The sequence below is a fragment of the Geodermatophilus sp. SYSU D01106 genome (genome assembly GCF_054049995.1).
In genome coordinates this window covers 1-15673 of record NZ_JBJGYM010000030.1, presented here as the reverse complement: position 1 = coordinate 15673, position 15673 = coordinate 1, and the positions used below count along the sequence as shown (strand labels likewise).

The following is a 15673-nucleotide window of genomic DNA, read 5'->3' as shown; positions in this document are numbered from 1 at the left end:
GTCGGGGTGGACGTCGAAGTCGCTGAACAGCGGGGCGGTCTCGGCGACCGGGGCGCCGCCCAGCGCCTCGACGACCTGCTCGACCTGCTCGGGAGCGGGCGCGCCGCTCTCGGCGTGGTCGATCTCGGGGGTGGTGGGGGTGTTCTCGGTGCGGGTGTTCTCGGTGGAGGTCAGGGTTCTCGCCTCTGGTCGGCTGGGGGAGCGGCCGGGGGCGACGGTGGCGTCGCCCGGGCGCTCCGCGGTCGGGTGTCGCGGGATGCGTTCCAGCGCCGACGCGGCCAGCGGACCGGGGAGGACCGGGACGCACCCGGTGCCCGGTGGGGGCTCCTCGGGGCGTCTTCCGACGTTCGTCAGCGCACAGATACCAGCGGACCTGGCGGCCCGCCTGTTCCCATGGTAGCGCGGGCAGCGGTTAGCCTCGGCTGCCGCGCGGGGCCACCCGCACCCCGACCGGCCCCGCGGCGGGCCCTGCGGCCGGTGCCCACCGGCCCCGACCCGCCCGGAGGTGGCCCGTGACCGCGGCCGACCCGCGAGCCGTCGTCGACCTGCTCGGCGTGCTCGCCTACGCCGAGCTGACGGCGTTCGACCGGCTGGCCGAGGACGCGCGGATGGCCCCGACGCTCGACGGTCGCGCGGCGCTGGCGCGCATGGCGGCCGCCGAGATGGACCACCACGACCGGCTCGCCGCCCGGCTCACCGAGCTCGGCGCGGACCCGGCCACCGCGATGGCCCCGTTCGTGCCCGCGCTCGACGGCTTCCACGAGGGCACCCGCCCGCGCACGTGGCTCGAGGGCCTGGTGAAGGCCTACGTCGGCGACGGGCTGGCCGCCGACTTCTACCGCGAGATCGCGGGCTCGCTGCCGGAGCCGGACCGCTCGCTGATCCTCGACGTCCTCGCCGACACCGGCCACGCCGACTTCGCCGTGCGCGAGGTCCGCGCGGCCATCGCCGCGCAGCAGGCCCTCGCCGGCCGGCTGGCGCTGTGGGGGCGGCGGCTGGTGGGGGAGGCGATCTCCCAGTCGCAGGCGGTCATCGCCGAGCGGGAGGGCCTGGTCGGCCTCATCGTCGCCGGCACCGGCGACCTCACCGGCATCGCGCGGCTGGTCGACCGGATCACCGCCGCGCACACCGAGCGCATGCGCACCCTCGGCCTCAACCCCTGACACCGCGATCCTCCGGATCGCACCGCGGCCAGGTGCCGTCCCGACCTGCGTGGAGCCCGTCCCGCGCACTCGTCGGGGAGCCTCCGGCCCCCGCTCCTCGTACGCGCCACGCAGGGCGGCTCACCTCCTGCGCGAGCCCATTCCCCCGAGACGGCGGGAGGGCGCCCCCGCGGATGCGGGGACGCCCTCCCGGACGACGTCGTCGGTGCTCAGGCGCCGCCGGCGACGAACCCGACCCGGCGCTGGTCGGCCTGGGCGATCTCGACGTAGGCGATCCGGTCGACCGGGACGAGGACGCGGCGCCCTCGCTCGTCCTCCAGGGTCAGCAGCCCGTCCTTGGTGCCGCCGGACATGGCGGAGGCCACGTCGGCAGCGATCTCGTCGGGGGTCTTCGGGCTGTCGACGACCAGCTCCCGGGGGGAGTGCTGGACACCGATCTTGACTTCCACTCGGGATGCCTCCTCGTGTTGCACGGCTGCCGACCACGCTAGTCCAGCGCGGGCGACCCGGCCCCGCCGCGGACCTGCGCCGAGAGCGAACGGCGCTCAGCCGGCGGCCGGCTCGCCCTCGACCCGGGGGAAGCGGGAGATGCCCCGCCACGCCAGCGCCGACATCAGCGACACGGCGTCGTCGCGCGAGACCGTGCCCTTCTGCGCCAGCCACCAGCGGGCGCTGCTCTCGGCCAGCCCGGTGAGCCCGGAGGCGAGCAGGTGGGCCTGCTCCGGCGAGCTGCCGGTGTCGCCGGCGATGACCTCGGCGATCGCCTCGACGCAGGCGCGGTTGCCGCGGTCGGCGAGCGCCCGCACGTCGTCGTCGTTGCGCAGGTCGGACTCGAACACGAGCCTGAAGGCGCCGCCCTCGGCGTCGATGAAGTCGAAGTACGCGCCGACGGCGCCGTGCACGCGCTGCCGGTTGTCCTCGGTACCGGCCATGGCCTCGCGCACCCGGTCGGTCAGCTCGGTGACCTGCTGCTCCAGCAGCGCCAGGTACAGCTCCCGCTTGCCGGGGAAGTGCTGGTAGAGGACGGGCTTGCTGACGCCGGCGCGGTCGGCGATGTCGTCCATCGCGGCGGCGTGGAAGCCCTGGGCGACGAAGACCTCCTGCGCGGCCTGCAGCAGCTGCAGCCGGCGCGCGCCCCGGGGCAGGCGTGACGTGCGGCGCACGGGGACCGGTCGGGAGGGCTGCATGGCGCCGGGCATGTTACCGGCGGGTCACCCGGCGCACGCGTCCCGGCCGCCTGGCATACCGTCGCCGCGTGCCCGAGGCCTCCCGCGCGCGCACCCGCCGGACTCCCGCGCCCCCCACCGTGTCGCCGTCGTCGACCGCCCGCTCCTCCGCCGCGGACCTCGCGCTCCCGGCCGAGCCGCCACCGGCCTGGCCGGGCGAGGAGGTCGCGGTGACCGGCGGGCGGGTGTTCGTCCGCGCCACCCCGTACGCCGGGCCGCCCGAGGGGCCGCGCGAGCGGGCGCTCTACGTGCACGGCCTCGGCGGCGCCTCCACCAACTGGACCGACCTCGCCGGCCTGCTCGCGCTCCGCTGCGAGGGCTGGGCACTGGACCTGCCCGGCTTCGGCCGCTCCCAGCCGCCGCCGCGGAGCTCCTACTCGGTGCGCGGGCACGTGCGCGCCGTCGTCGACGTCCTCGAGCACGTCGCCGCCCAGCCGGGGGAGGCCGCCGGCCGGCCGGTGCACCTGCTGGGCAACAGCCTCGGCGGGCTGGTCAGCCTGGTGGCGGCCGCGCGCCGGCCGGACCTGGTCGCGTCGCTGACGCTGGTCTCCCCGGCGATGCCGGTCTACCGGGTGCCCGCCGCGTTCAGCCGGGCGCTGCTGCTGCTCCTGCTGCCGGGCGTGCCCACGCTGGCCGAGCGGCGGCTGGCCGGCGTGACGCCCGAGCAGTCGGTGCGCGGGATGACGCAGATGTGCTTCGGCGAGCCCGCACGGGTGCCGCGCGAGCGCCTGGAGGCCGCCGTCGAGGAGGCGCGGGAGCGGGCGGCGCAGGGCTGGGCCAACCGGTCGCTGACCCGCAGCATGCGCGGCCTCATCACCTCCTACCTGCGGGTCGGCCGGGCCAACGCCTGGCGGATGGCCGCGTCGCTGCGCATGCCGACCCTCGTGGTGTGGGGCGACCGCGACCGGCTCGTCGACCCGCGCCTGGCGCCGCGGCTGGCCGCCGTGGTGCCCGGCGCGCGGCTGCTGGTGCTCGAGACGGTCGGCCACGTGGCGATGCTCGAGGCGCCCGAGGAGACGGCACGCGCGGTGCTCGGGCTGATGGAGGACGCCGCCGGGGAGGCCCGCGCCGGCTGACCCGGCCGACGCGCCCTCGCGGTCCTGTCCGATCCCCGCGCCGCCGTGAGAGCCTGATCCCCGGGAAGCGCGGCGTCGCCGTCCGGGTGCGCTGCGCGACGGCAGGACGAGCGGCGAGGAGGCGGCACCGTGGCACGTCCGCCGTCCGGCCGCCAGCCCGAGCCGCTGCGCACCCGCCCCCCGGTGCCGCCCCCGCCGCGCCCCCGCGACCTGCCGCCGTCCGGCCGGTCCCGGGGCGACGACCCGCGGGCGGACCGCGCCCGCCCCCCGGTCGTGCGCCGGCGGCCGGGCCGGCTGCGCCGCTTCGTCCGCCGGTACGGCTGGCGGGCCTACGCGATCCCGCTGCTCGCCGTGGCCACCGTGCTCACCCTCGTCGACGTCGTCGGCGCCCCGGACACCACGCCCGCCGCCTCCACCGGCGCCGCGACCTCGCAGGGGACCCCGGCGGAGGCCCCGGTGAGCACCGGGCCCGCCCCGGCTCCCGCCACGCCGACCGCGCCGGCCGAGGGCGACGCCGGCCCGACCGACGTCGTCCCCCCGCCCGCGGCGGCCACCTACGTGGAGCAGGGCAGCGGCGAGGTCGCCGTCGTCCCCGGCAGCTCCGGCGTGTACGGCAGCGGGCCGCTGCAGCGCTTCGTCGTCGAGGTGGAGGGCGGCATCGGCGTCGACGGGCCGACCTTCGCCGCCGCGGTCGAGGCGACCCTCGGCGACCCGCGGTCCTGGGGGAGCGGCGGGCGGATGTCGTTCCAGCGGGTCGACACCACCGACGTCGGCTCCTACGACTTCCGCGTGAGCCTGGTCAGCCCCGGCAGCATGGAGCGCTACTGCCCGGGCGTGGGCACCGGCGGCTACACCTCCTGCCGCTACGGCGAGCGCGCGGTCATCAACCTGGCCCGCTGGGAGACCGCCGTCCCCGACTACCAGGGCGACATCGCCACCTACCGCCAGTACGTGGTCAACCACGAGGTCGGGCACGCGCTCGGCAACGGCCACCAGCCCTGCCCCGGGCAGGGGCAGTTGGCGCCGGTCATGCAGCAGCAGACGCTGGGCCTCGAGGGCTGCACGAAGAACGCCTGGCCCTTCCCCTGAGCCCGGCGGGAACAGCGGCGCGTGCCACGCTGTTGTGCGCACGAACGCCGGCCCCCCGCGGGGCCGCTGGTCGCGACCCGAGGAGTCAAGCGTGTCCCTGCCACCCCTGGTGGAGCCCGCCGCCGACCTGTCGATCGACGAGGTCCGCCGCTACAGCCGCCACCTGATCATCCCGGACGTCGGGATGGACGGGCAGAAGCGGCTCAAGAACGCCAAGGTGCTCGCCGTCGGCGCCGGCGGCCTCGGCTCGCCGGTGCTCATGTACCTGGCCGCGGCCGGTGTGGGCACGATCGGCATCGTCGAGTTCGACACCGTCGACGAGTCCAACCTGCAGCGGCAGATCATCCACGGGGCCTCCGACGTCGGCCGCTCGAAGGCCGAGAGCGCGCGCGACTCGATCAAGGAGATCAACCCCTACGTCGACGTCCGGCTGCACGAGACCCGCCTGGACAGCGACAACGTGATGGGGATCTTCGAGCAGTACGACCTCATCGTCGACGGCACCGACAACTTCGCCACGCGCTACCTGGTCAACGACGCGTGCGTGCTGCTCGGCAAGCCCTACGTGTGGGGCTCGATCTACCGCTTCGACGGCCAGGTGTCGGTCTTCTGGGCCGAGCACGGCCCCAACTACCGCGACCTCTACCCGGTGCCCCCGCCGCCCGGGATGGTCCCCTCCTGCGCCGAGGGCGGCGTGCTGGGCGTGCTCTGCGCGACCATCGGCGCCATCCAGGCCACCGAGGCCGTCAAGCTGATCACCGGCATCGGCGAGACGCTGCTCGGCCGGCTGATGGTCTACGACGCCCTGGAGATGACCTTCCGCACGATCAAGGTGCGCAAGGACCCCGAGGCCGAGCCGATCACCGGGCTCATCGACTACGAGGCGTTCTGCGGCGTCGTCTCCGACGAGGCGCAGGCCGCCGCGGCCGGCTCGACGATCACCGTCGACGAGCTCAAGGACATGATGGACGCGGGCAAGGACTTCGAGCTCATCGACGTCCGCGAGCCGAACGAGTACGAGATCGTGTCCATCCCCGGCGCCACGCTCATCCCGAAGGACGAGCTGCTGTCGGGCCGGGCGCTGTCGCAGCTGCCGCAGGACAGGCCGATCGTGCTGCACTGCAAGACCGGCGTCCGCTCGGCCGAGGTGCTCGCCGCGGTCAAGAACGCCGGCTTCAAGGACGCCGTCCACGTGCAGGGCGGCGTGACGGCGTGGGCCACGCGGATCGACAAGACGCTGCCCACGTACTGACGGGAGGACCCCTCCAGGGGGTCCGCCCAGCGGCTCACCGGGGCCCGGCACCTGCGTCTGCGGGTGCCGGGCCCCCGGCGTCTGTGTTGACTGGGGCGCGTGTCCGCACCCGAACCCGTCGAGCTGCTGGAGCTCTTCCAGCGCGCCCAGGCCGCCTTCACCGACCGCGTCGACGCCGTCGAGCCGGGCCAGTGGGACCTCGAGGCCCTGCCCGGCTGGACCGTCGCCGACCTCGTCGCGCACCTCGTCGGCGAGGCCCACTGGGTCCCCGGCCTGCTGGCCGGCGAGCCGCTCGACGACGTCGCCGCCCGCGTGCCGGAGGGCACCGGCGCACTGCTCGGCGCCGACCCGCTCACGTCGTGGGAGGCGGTCGCCGACGAGGCGCTGGCCGCCGTCGCCGCCGCCGACCTCGCCGCGGGCACCGTGCACCTGTCCCGCGGCCCGACGCCGGCGTGGGAGTACGTCGAGGAGCTGACCACCGACCTGACCGTGCACTCCTGGGACCTCGCCCGCGCCACCGGCGGCGACGAGGCGCTCGACCCGGCGCTGGTCCGCGCCGCGGAGCGGCTGGCCGGCCGGCTGCCCGCGGACGGGGTGCCGGGGCTGTTCGACCCGCCGGTGGAGCTGCCCGACGGCGCGACCCCGCAGGAGCGGCTGCTGGCCCGCCTCGGCCGCCGCGTCTGACCCGCTGGGGTGTCGGCCGGTCCGGGACGGCCCGGCGGCGCCCGCGCGTCCCTATCCTGCGGGCTCACGCACGCAGGAGGTCATCCCATGAGCCAGCCGCCCTCGGGTCCGTTCCCCGACGGCTCCGGCCAGCCGCAGCCCGGCCCGTACGGCCAGCCGCAGCAGCCCGGGCAGTACGGCGCTCCCGGTCAGTACGGCGCCCCGGGCCAGTACGGGGCGCCCGGTCAGTACGGCGCACCCGACCCGTACGGCGGCCAGCCCCAGCAGCCCGGCCAGTACGGGCAGCCCGGCCAGTACGGGCAGCCGTACGGCCAGCCCGGCGGGCCCGGCGGCCCGGGCGGAGGCAAGAAGCGGCGCGGGCTGGTCGCCGGCCTCATCGCGGGTCTCGTCCTCGTGATCGCGGCCGCCGTCACGCTCTTCTTCGTCCTCCGCGACGACGACCCCGCGCCGACGGCAGACGACACCACGACGACGACGTCGAGCAGCTCCAGCAGCTCGTCGTCCAGCTCGTCGAGCAGCAGCTCGTCGGCGACCACCAGCGCGCCGCCGCCCGCCGGCGGGGCCGGGTCGGCGGACCTGCTGGCGATCGTCCCGGCGGACTTCACCGACTGCACCGAGGCCCCGCTGGCCGGCGACGGCGACGTCGCCCACGCGTCCTGCGGCGCGGCCACCACCCAGCCCGGGCCCCAGGTGGCGGAGTTCTTCGCCTACCCCGACGCGGCGACGATGGACTCGGTCTTCGCCACCGACACCGAGGGTGCCCCGGCCATCCCGGACGGGCAGGACTGCGCGACGACGCAGGGCGCCGGCACGTGGTCGTCGGACACCAACTCCGGATCGGTCGCCTGCGCGATCGACGCCGCCAGCGGCCAGGTCGGGATCATCTGGACCGACGACAACGCACTGGTCGAGGGCGTCGTCACCGCCCCCGGCAGCACGCAGGCCGACCTCGCCGCGCTCTACACGTGGTGGACGGCGAACAGCGACTACCAGCTGTGAGCCGCCGGGCGCCCGGGGAGCCGCGGCCCCCGGGCGCCCGCGCGGTCCCCGACCCGGCCGACGTCGACCCGGCCGACGTCGACGAGGCCGTGTTCGACGCCGTCGAGGCCATCCCGCCGGGCCGGGTGAGCACCTACGGGGCGATCGGCCGGCTGGTCGGCGTCGGCCCGCGGCGCGTCGCCCGCGCGCTGTCCGGCGGCGGGGGCGCGGTGCCCTGGTACCGGGTCGTGCGCGCCGACGGCAGCTGCGCCGAGCCGGTGCGCGTGCGCCAGCTGGAGCTCCTGGCCGGCGAGGGCGTGCCGCTGCGCGCGGGCCGGGTGGACCTCGCCGCCGTCGGCTGGCCCTGAGGCGATGAGTCCCGGGGCGCGGGCGGGTCCGTCCTGTGCCCGCCCGACCGAGAGGACCCCGTGGCCACGCTGCTCTACTCCGCGACCGCGTCGCTGGACGGCTTCATCGCCGGCCCCGGCGGGGACATGTCCTGGCTGACCCCGCACCTGGGCGCGCCGAACCCGACCGCCGACCGGCTCATGGCGCAGACGACGGCGATCCTCGCCGGCGCCGTCACCTTCGGCGGCGACGACCCGAACCGCGGCACCGACCGGGAGGGCGCCTTCGGCGGGCAGTGGTCGGGGCCGGTCGTCGTCCTCACCCACCGCCCGCCCGCGCAGGCGCCCGACGGCGTCACGTTCACCGACGACCTGCACCACGCCGTCGAGCTGGTCCGCGCGGCCGCCGGGGACGGGACGGCCAACGTGCTCGGGGCCGACGTCGCCCGCCAGCTCCTGGCCGCCCGGCTGCTCGACGAGGTGCTGCTGTTCTTCGCGCCCGTCCTCCTCGGCGACGGGACGCGGGTCCTCGACGTCCCGGGCGGGACGCAGGTGCTGCTCGACCGCGTGCCCGGTGAGACCGAGCACTGGTACCGGGTCCGGTACCCGGACGCGCCGGCCGGCTGACGCCGCGCCCCGCGCGCGCCCGCGGCGATGTCGGACCGCCGTGGTGTCATCGAGGGGTGGCACTGCGGGGGGACACGACGCACGGGGACGGGGCGCCGGTCTACCGGCTCGTGCAGCCGGCCGCCGAGCCGCCGCGGCGGCCGCGGCTGGACCCCACGCAGCAGGCCGTCGTCGACCACCCGGGCGGGCCGCTGCTGGTCCTGGCCGGCCCCGGCACGGGCAAGACGACGACGATCGTCGAGGCGGTCGCCGCGCGGATCGACCGCGGCGTGGACCCCGAGCAGATCCTCGTCCTCACCTTCAGCCGGCGGGCCGCCGCCGAGCTGCGCGACCGGGTCACCGCGCGGGTGGCGCGCACCATCCGCGAGCCGCTGGCCCGCACGTTCCACTCCTACGCCTACGGGGTGCTGCGCCGGGCGGCGCTGCTGCGCGGCGAGGCGCCGCCGCGGCTGCTCACCGCCGCCGAGCAGGACGCCGTCGTCGCCGAGCTGCTGCGCGGTGACCTGGCGGGGGAGGGCGCGGTCCGCTGGCCCGACCAGCTGATGCCGGCGCTCGCCACCGCCGGGTTCCGCGGCGAGCTGCGCGACCTGCTGCTGCGGGCCACCGAGCGCGGCGTGGACCCCGAGCTGCTGGCCGCCTGGGGCCGCGAGACGGGCACCGACGCGTGGCTGCACGCCGCGGCGTTCCTCGAGCAGTACGAGGCGGTCACCGCCTTCTCCACGGCCGGCGGCGGCGACGCCTCCGGCTACGACCCCGCCGAGCTCGTCCGCGCCGCGATCGCCGAGCTGGAGGACGACCCCGAGCTGCTGCGCGCCGAGCGCGCGCGGGCCCGCTGGCTGTTCGTCGACGAGTACCAGGACACCGACCCCGCGCAGGTCGAGCTGCTGCAGCTGCTGGCCGGCGGCGGCGGGAACCTGGTCGTCGTGGGCGATCCCGACCAGGCCATCTACGCCTTCCGCGGCGCCGAGCCGCGCGGCATCGTCGACTTCCCCGACGCCTTCCGCACCGTCCGCGGGGAGCCCGCGCCGCGCGTCTCGCTCGGGGTGTGCCGCCGGTCGGGCCCGGCCCTGCTCGCGGTGAGCCGCCGGGTCGCCGAGGCGCTGCCCGGGCCCTGGGAGCACCGCCGCCTCGCGGCCGTCGACGGCGCCGAGGAGGGCGCCGCGGAGGTGCACGTCTTCGGGTCCGCGTCGGTGGAGGCCGCCTACGTCGCCGACACCCTGCGCCGGGCGCACCTGGTCGACGACGTGCCGTGGGGCGAGATGGCCGTCGTCGTCCGCAACGCCCTGGCCATCGGCCCGCTGCGGCGCGCGCTGACCTCGGCCGGCGTCCCGGTGGAGGTCGGCACCGACGACCTCCCGCTGGCCGCCCAGCCCGCGGTCGCGCCGCTGCTCGCCGCGCTGCGCGCGCTGCTGCCGCGGCGGGCCGCCGAGCCCGGCACGCTCGACCTCGACGAGCCCGGCGCCGAGGCGCTGCTCACCTCGCCGCTCGGCGGGGCCACCGTGCTCGACCTGCGCCGGCTGCGGCGGGCGGTGCGCATCGCGCAGGCCCAGCGCGGCGTCGACGCCGACGAGCGCGGCGAGCCGCTGGCCGCCGCCCTCGCCGACGAGGCGCTGCTCGAGGAGCTGCCCGAGTCCGTCGCCCGGCCCGCCCGGAAGGTCGCCGGCGTGCTCGCCGCCGGCCGGGCGGCGCTGGCCCGCGACGGCTCGGCCGAGGACGTGCTGTGGGCGATGTGGCAGCGCAGCGGGCTGGCCGGCCGGTGGGCGCGGGCCAGCGCCGCGGGCGGGGCGGCGGGCGCGGGCGCCGACCGCGACCTCGACGCCGTCGTCGCCCTGTTCGACGCCGCGGCCGGCTTCGTCGACCGGCTGCCCTCGGCCACCGTCGGGGCGTTCGTCGAGCACCTCGCGGCGCAGGAGCTGCCCGGCGTCGCCGGTGCCGGCCGGGAGTCGGCCGCCGACGCCGTGCGGCTGCTCACCGCGCACGCGTCCAAGGGCCTGGAGTGGGACGTCGTCTGCGTCGCCGGCGTCCAGGAGGGCGTCTGGCCCGACCTGCGCGACCGCGGCACGCTGCTCGGCACCGAGCTGCTGGTGGAGCGCGTCGCGGGCATCGACGGCGCGGCGGTCGACCGGCGCGTGCAGATGCTCGCCGAGGAGCGGCGGCTGTTCTACGTCGCCTGCACCCGCGCCCGCAGGCGGCTGGTGGTCACGGCGGTGGAGGGCGCGCTCGACGGCCCCGACGCCGGCGCCACCGCCTCGCGGTTCCTCGACCTCGTCGCCGCGCCGCCCGACGAGGGCCGCCCGCTCACGCCGCTGCCGCGCTCGCTCACCCTGCCCGCGCTGGTCGCGGACCTGCGGCGCACGGTCAGCGACCCGCAGACCGAGCCCGCGCGCCGCTCGGCGGCCGCGGCGGTGCTGCGCCGGCTGGCCGACGAGGGCGTCCCCGGTGCCTCGCCCGCCGACTGGTGGGGGCTGGCGCCGCTGTCCGACGACGCGCCGCTGGTGCCCGAGGGCGAGCCGGTGCGGGTGCGCCCGTCGGCGATCGAGACCTTCCAGCGCTGCCCGCTCAAGTGGGTGCTCGGCGCGGTGGGTGCCGAGGCCTCGCCGGACTCGACCCGCACCGTCGGCTCGGCGGTGCACGCGGTGGCGCAGCAGGTGGCCGAGGGGTTGCCCGCCGCCGAGGCGCCGGCCGCGCTGGCCGTGGAGCTCGACGCTCTGGACCTCGGCCCCGGCTGGGCCGACCAGCGGCAGCGCGTGGCCGCCCGGGACATGCTCGACCGGTTCCTGCGCTGGCACGCGGGCAACCGGCGCGAGCTGCTGGCCGCCGAGGCCGACTTCGACGTCACGGTGGGCCGGGCGCGCATCCGCGGCCAGGTCGACCGGCTCGAGCGGGACTCCGCGGGCCGGCTGGTCGTCGTCGACCTCAAGACCGGCCGCAGCCAGGCCAAGGGCATCGACACCCACGGCCAGCTCGCCGCCTACCAGGTGGCGGTCGCGGCGGGCGCCTTCGGCGAGCACGGTGACGCCCCCGGCGGGGCGGCGCTGTTGCAGGTGGGGTCCGGTGCGAAGGCCAAGGAGCAGGCGCAGGACGCGCTCCCGGCCGACGTGCCGGTGGGGGAGACGTGGGCCGGCGAGCTCGTCGCCGAGGTGGGCGACGGGATGGGCGCGGGCACCTTCGAGGTGCGCACCGGCAGCCACTGCTCCCGGTGCCCGGCCCGCCGCAGCTGCCCGATGCACGAGCGCGGCCGGCAGGTCACGGCGTGAGTCGGCGTTCCACGCCGGCCGAGGACCAGCTCGCCTTCGACGACGCCCTGTTCGGCGGCGCGCCCGAGCCGGCGGAGCGGCGGCGGCTGCTCACCCCGGCCGAGGTCGCCGAGCGGTGCGGCCTGAAGTACGCGCCGTCCGACGAGCAGGCGCGCGTGGTGTCCGCGCCGGCCGACCGGCCGCTGGTCGTCGTCGCCGGCGCCGGGTCCGGCAAGACCGAGACGATGGCCGCCCGGGTGTGCTGGCTGGTGGCCAACGAGCTGGTCGCGCCCGACGCTGTCCTCGGGCTGACCTTCACCCGCAAGGCCGCCAGCGAGCTCAACGAGCGCATCCGCATCCGGCTCGGCGCGCTGGCACGGCACCCCGGCACCGACCCGGAGCTCAGGGAGCGGCTCGCCGTCGCGATGCCGACGGTGTCCACCTACCACGGCTACGCCGCCTCGCTGGTCAGCGAGCACGGGCTGCGGATCGGCGTCGAGCCGGGCGCCGGCGTGCTCGGCCCGGCCATGTGCTGGGGCCAGGCGGCGTCGGTGGTGTCGCAGTGGACCGGCGACATGGCCGACGTCCCGCTCACCCCGCTCACCACCGTCGAGGACGTGCTGGCGCTGGCCGGAGAGCTCGGCGAGCACGACGTCTCCGCGGACGCGCTGCGCTCATGGACCGCGCGCCTGGAGCGCCAGGTCGCCGGCTACCCCGACGCGAAGGGCAAGCGCGGCCCGTACGCGCCGGTGCTGGAGATGCTCGCCCGGCAGCGGGCCCGCGTGGCGCTGCTGCCGCTGGTCGAGGCCTTCGAGGGGCGCAAGCGGGCCGCCGGCGCCATCGACCACTCCGACCAGGTCGCCCTCGCGGCGAAGGTGGCGGTCAGCGCGCCGGAGGTCGGCCGCCGCGAGCGGGCGCGCTGGCGGATCGTGCTGCTCGACGAGTACCAGGACACCAGCGTCGGCCAGCTGCGCATGCTCGAGGCGCTGTTCGGCCGCACCAGCGGGCACGCGGTGCTGGCCGTCGGCGACCCGCGGCAGTCGATCTACGGCTGGCGCGGCGCGTCGGCCGGCACGATCGAGCGGTTCGCGCGCACGTTCCCCGGCCTGCGCGGCCGGGAGGCGCAGCGGCTCACCCTGGCCACCAGCTGGCGCAACGACGGCGCGGTGCTCGACGTCGCCAACGCCGTCGCCGGGATGCTGCCCGCGCCGGACGTGCCGCTGCCCGACCTCGCGCCGGCGCCCGGGGCCGGGCGGGGCCTGGTCACCGCCGGGCTGTACGCGACGGTGGCCGAGGAGACCGAGGCGCTCGCCGACCGGCTGGCCGCGTGCTGGGGCGGCGAGGACCCCGACGTGCCGCCGCGCCCCGACGGTCGCCCGCCCACCACCGCGGTGCTCGTGCGCACCCGCAAGCAGCTGCCCGGCATCGCGGCCGCGCTGCGCGCCCGCGGGCTGCCCGTCACCGTCGTCGGCCTCGGCGGGCTGCTCGAGGTGCCCGAGGTCTCCGACGTCGTCGCCACGCTCACCGTGCTGGTCGACCCCACCGCCGGCGACGCGCTCGGCCGGCTGCTCACCGGCGCGCGCTGGCGGATCGGCCCGCGCGACCTCGCCGCGCTCGAGGCCCGCGCCCGGGCACTCGTGCACGGCCGCCGCCCCCCGCGCGAGACCGACGACGAGGCGGCGCCCCGGCCCTCGGAGCGGGGCAGCATCGTCGAGGCGCTCGACGACCTCGGCGACCCGGCGGCCTACTCGCCCGCCGCGTACCGCCGGCTGCGGCGGCTCGGCGCGGAGCTGGGGCACCTGCGCGGCCGGCTGGGGGAGTCGCTGCCCGACATGGTCGACGACGTCGCCCGCGTCCTCGGCCTGGAGACCGAGCTAGCCAGCGCGCCCGGCGTGAGCCCCGGCGCCGCGCGGGCGCACCTCGACGCGCTGCACGCCGTCGCCGCGGAGTTCACCGAGCTGGCCGAGCTGCCCTCGCTGCCGGCGTTCCTCGGCTACCTCAAGGACGCCGAGGAGCGCGAGCGCGGCCTGGAGCCCGGCGAGGTCGCCGTCGACCCGGAGTCCATCCAGCTGCTCACCGGCCACTCGGCCAAGGGCCTGGAGTGGGACGTCGTCGCGGTGCCCGGCATGACCGCCGACCAGTTCCCCGCCCGCACCGACACCGCCGACTCGTGGGTGAAGGACCCGGGCGCCGTCCCCGTCGACCTGCGCCTCACCGACCGCGAGGAGCTGCCGCAGCTGCGCCTGCCCGTGCCCGGCTCCGGCGACCAGGCCGCGGTGCGCGCCGCGCTCGAGGACTACGTCGAGGAGTGGAAGCGCTTCGGCGAGGCCGAGGAGATCCGGCTGGGCTACGTGGCGGTCACCCGCGCCAAGCACCTGCTCGTGTGCTCGGGCAGCTGGTGGCGGGAAGGCGTGAAGCCCAACGGCCCGTCGGTGCTGCTCGACACCGTCCGCCGGGCGTGCACCGCGGGCGCCGGCGTCGTCGTCGCGTGGGCCGAGCGGCCCGAGGACGGCGCCACCAACCCGGCGCTGGAGGAGTGGCCGGTCGGCGTCTGGCCGGCCGACCCGCTGTCGGCGCCGCGGCGCCGTGCCCTCACCGCCGCCGCCGAGCTGGTGGCCGGCGCGGCGCCGCACCCGCTCGACCCCGGCGCCGACCTGGGCACCGCCGACCCCGAGGTGGCGCGCTGGGTGCGCGACGCCGACCTGCTGCTGCGCGAGCGGCGGCGCACGGCCCGGCCCACGGTCGAGGTGGCGCTGCCGTCGCACCTGTCGGTGTCGGAGCTGGTCACCCTGCGCCGCGATCCCGCCGAGCTGGCCCGCCGGCTGCGCCGCCCGATGCCCGCCGCGCCCGCGCCGCTGGCCCGCCGCGGCACCGCCTTCCACGCCTGGTTGGAGGAGCGCTTCGGCGCCGCCCGGCTGCTCGACCTCGACGAGCTGCCCGGCTCCGGGGACGAGTCCGCTGTCCCCGACGGCGCGCTCACCGAGCTGCAGCAGGCGTTCCTGGCCAGCCCGTGGGCGGAGCGCCAGCCGGTCGAGGTGGAGGTGCCCTTCGAGACGCCGCTGGGCCCGCTGACCCTGCGCGGGCGGATCGACGCGGTCTTCGGCGACGCCGAGGGCGGCTTCGAGGTGGTCGACTGGAAGACCGGCCCGCCGCCGTCGGGAACGGAGCTGTCGGCCGCCGCGGTGCAGCTGGCCGCCTACCGGCTGGGCTGGTCGCGGCTGGCCGGCGTGCCGGTCGAGCGGGTCAGCGCCGGCTTCCACCACGTCTCCGCCGGGGTCACCGTGCGCCCGGTCGACCTGCTCGACGAGGCCGGCCTGCTCGCGCTGGTCACCGGCCGGGCCGCGGCCGGCGGCGACCTGCCCGACGACCTGCCGCCCGAGCCGGACGACGACGAGCTCCCGCCCCCGCCGGACGACGAACCCGGTTGACGCCCGCGCCAGCCTGATCGGGTGGCCGTCGTCATCCGGGACCTCGAGGACACCGACGTGGCGGAGGTCGTCGCGCTGTCCCTGCGCGCGTGGGAGCCGGTGTTCGGCTCCTTCGGGTCGGTCCTCGGCCCGACGGTGTACCGGCAGCTGTACCCGGACTGGCGGAGCGCGCAGGCGGCGGCCGTCGAACGGGTGTGCCGCGACCCGGCGATGCGGGTCCGCGTGGCCGACGACGGCGGCCGTCCCGTGGGGTTCGTCGCCGTCGTGGTGCGCGAGGACGGCGAGCCGGAGGGCGGCGAGGTCGAGATGCTCGCCGTCGACCCGGCGGCCCAGCGCCGGGGCACCGGCCGCGCGCTGCTCGACGACGGGATCGAGCGGCTGCGCGAGGCCGGCGTGCGGCTGGTCGCGATCGGCACCGGCGGCGACCCGGGCCACGGGCCCGCGCGGCGCACGTACGAGGCCGCCGGCTTCACGGCGCTGCCGCTGGTCCGCTACTACCGGCTGGTCTGACCGCCGGACCTCGCCCCGCGGTGCCCGACCCCGCCCCGCAGCGCGAGGTCGGGCACC

General features: G+C 77.6%; 13 protein-coding genes. 11 read left to right on the top strand and 2 right to left on the bottom strand.

Annotation, left to right across the window (positions count from 1 at the left end; all coding sequences use genetic code 11):
• The first annotated feature begins 512 nt into the window (after window positions 1–512).
• The gene (locus ACI78R_RS21700) at window positions 513–1163 is read left to right on the top strand and encodes a ferritin-like fold-containing protein (protein ID WP_073421592.1); all 651 of its coding nucleotides are present in this window, start codon (window positions 513–515) and stop codon (window positions 1161–1163) included.
• 209 nt (window positions 1164–1372) lie between these two features.
• Here the strand turns inward: ACI78R_RS21700 and ACI78R_RS21695 are convergent, their stop codons facing one another.
• Window positions 1373–1612, bottom strand: a complete 240-nt coding sequence (locus ACI78R_RS21695) for a DUF3107 domain-containing protein (protein WP_073421593.1) — start codon at window positions 1610–1612, stop codon at window positions 1373–1375.
• Window positions 1613–1708: 96 nt separating this feature from the next.
• Entirely contained in the window at window positions 1709–2350 is a 642-nt protein-coding gene (locus tag ACI78R_RS21690) for a TetR/AcrR family transcriptional regulator (protein WP_073421594.1), read from the bottom strand.
• Between the two features lie 68 nt (window positions 2351–2418).
• Between ACI78R_RS21690 and ACI78R_RS21685 the strand changes: the two genes are divergently transcribed.
• From ACI78R_RS21685 to ACI78R_RS21640, 10 genes are all read left to right on the top strand, one after another.
• Complete coding sequence (locus ACI78R_RS21685; protein ID WP_457042241.1) at window positions 2419–3465, top strand: alpha/beta fold hydrolase; 1047 nt, start codon at window positions 2419–2421, stop codon at window positions 3463–3465.
• Between the two features lie 129 nt (window positions 3466–3594).
• Complete coding sequence (locus ACI78R_RS21680) at window positions 3595–4554, top strand: DUF3152 domain-containing protein (RefSeq protein WP_457042240.1); 960 nt, start codon at window positions 3595–3597, stop codon at window positions 4552–4554.
• 91 nt (window positions 4555–4645) lie between these two features.
• Entirely contained in the window at window positions 4646–5806 is a 1161-nt protein-coding gene (gene moeZ / locus ACI78R_RS21675; RefSeq protein WP_073421596.1) for an adenylyltransferase/sulfurtransferase MoeZ, read from the top strand.
• 99 nt (window positions 5807–5905) lie between these two features.
• Complete coding sequence (locus tag ACI78R_RS21670; RefSeq protein ID WP_457042239.1) at window positions 5906–6490, top strand: TIGR03086 family metal-binding protein; 585 nt, start codon at window positions 5906–5908, stop codon at window positions 6488–6490.
• 87 nt (window positions 6491–6577) lie between these two features.
• A complete protein-coding gene (locus ACI78R_RS21665; protein ID WP_457042238.1) occupies window positions 6578–7489 on the top strand; it encodes a hypothetical protein in 912 nt (303 codons plus the stop codon).
• Window positions 7486–7836 (top strand): MGMT family protein, encoded by a 351-nt coding sequence (locus ACI78R_RS21660; protein WP_073421599.1) that lies wholly within the window; start codon window positions 7486–7488, stop codon window positions 7834–7836. The genes ACI78R_RS21665 and ACI78R_RS21660 overlap by 4 nt, the downstream gene beginning before the upstream one ends.
• A 60-nt stretch (window positions 7837–7896) precedes the next feature.
• On the top strand, window positions 7897–8442 hold the full coding sequence (locus ACI78R_RS21655) for a dihydrofolate reductase family protein (RefSeq protein ID WP_457042237.1): 546 nt from the start codon (window positions 7897–7899) through the stop codon (window positions 8440–8442).
• 56 nt (window positions 8443–8498) lie between these two features.
• A complete protein-coding gene (locus ACI78R_RS21650; RefSeq protein ID WP_457042236.1) occupies window positions 8499–11699 on the top strand; it encodes an ATP-dependent helicase in 3201 nt (1066 codons plus the stop codon).
• Entirely contained in the window at window positions 11696–15106 is a 3411-nt protein-coding gene (locus ACI78R_RS21645; protein ID WP_457042235.1) for an ATP-dependent helicase, read from the top strand. The genes ACI78R_RS21650 and ACI78R_RS21645 overlap by 4 nt, the downstream gene beginning before the upstream one ends.
• 21 nt (window positions 15107–15127) lie before the next feature.
• A complete protein-coding gene (locus ACI78R_RS21640; RefSeq protein WP_457042234.1) occupies window positions 15128–15616 on the top strand; it encodes a GNAT family N-acetyltransferase in 489 nt (162 codons plus the stop codon).
• The last annotated feature ends 57 nt before the right edge of the window (window positions 15617–15673 follow it).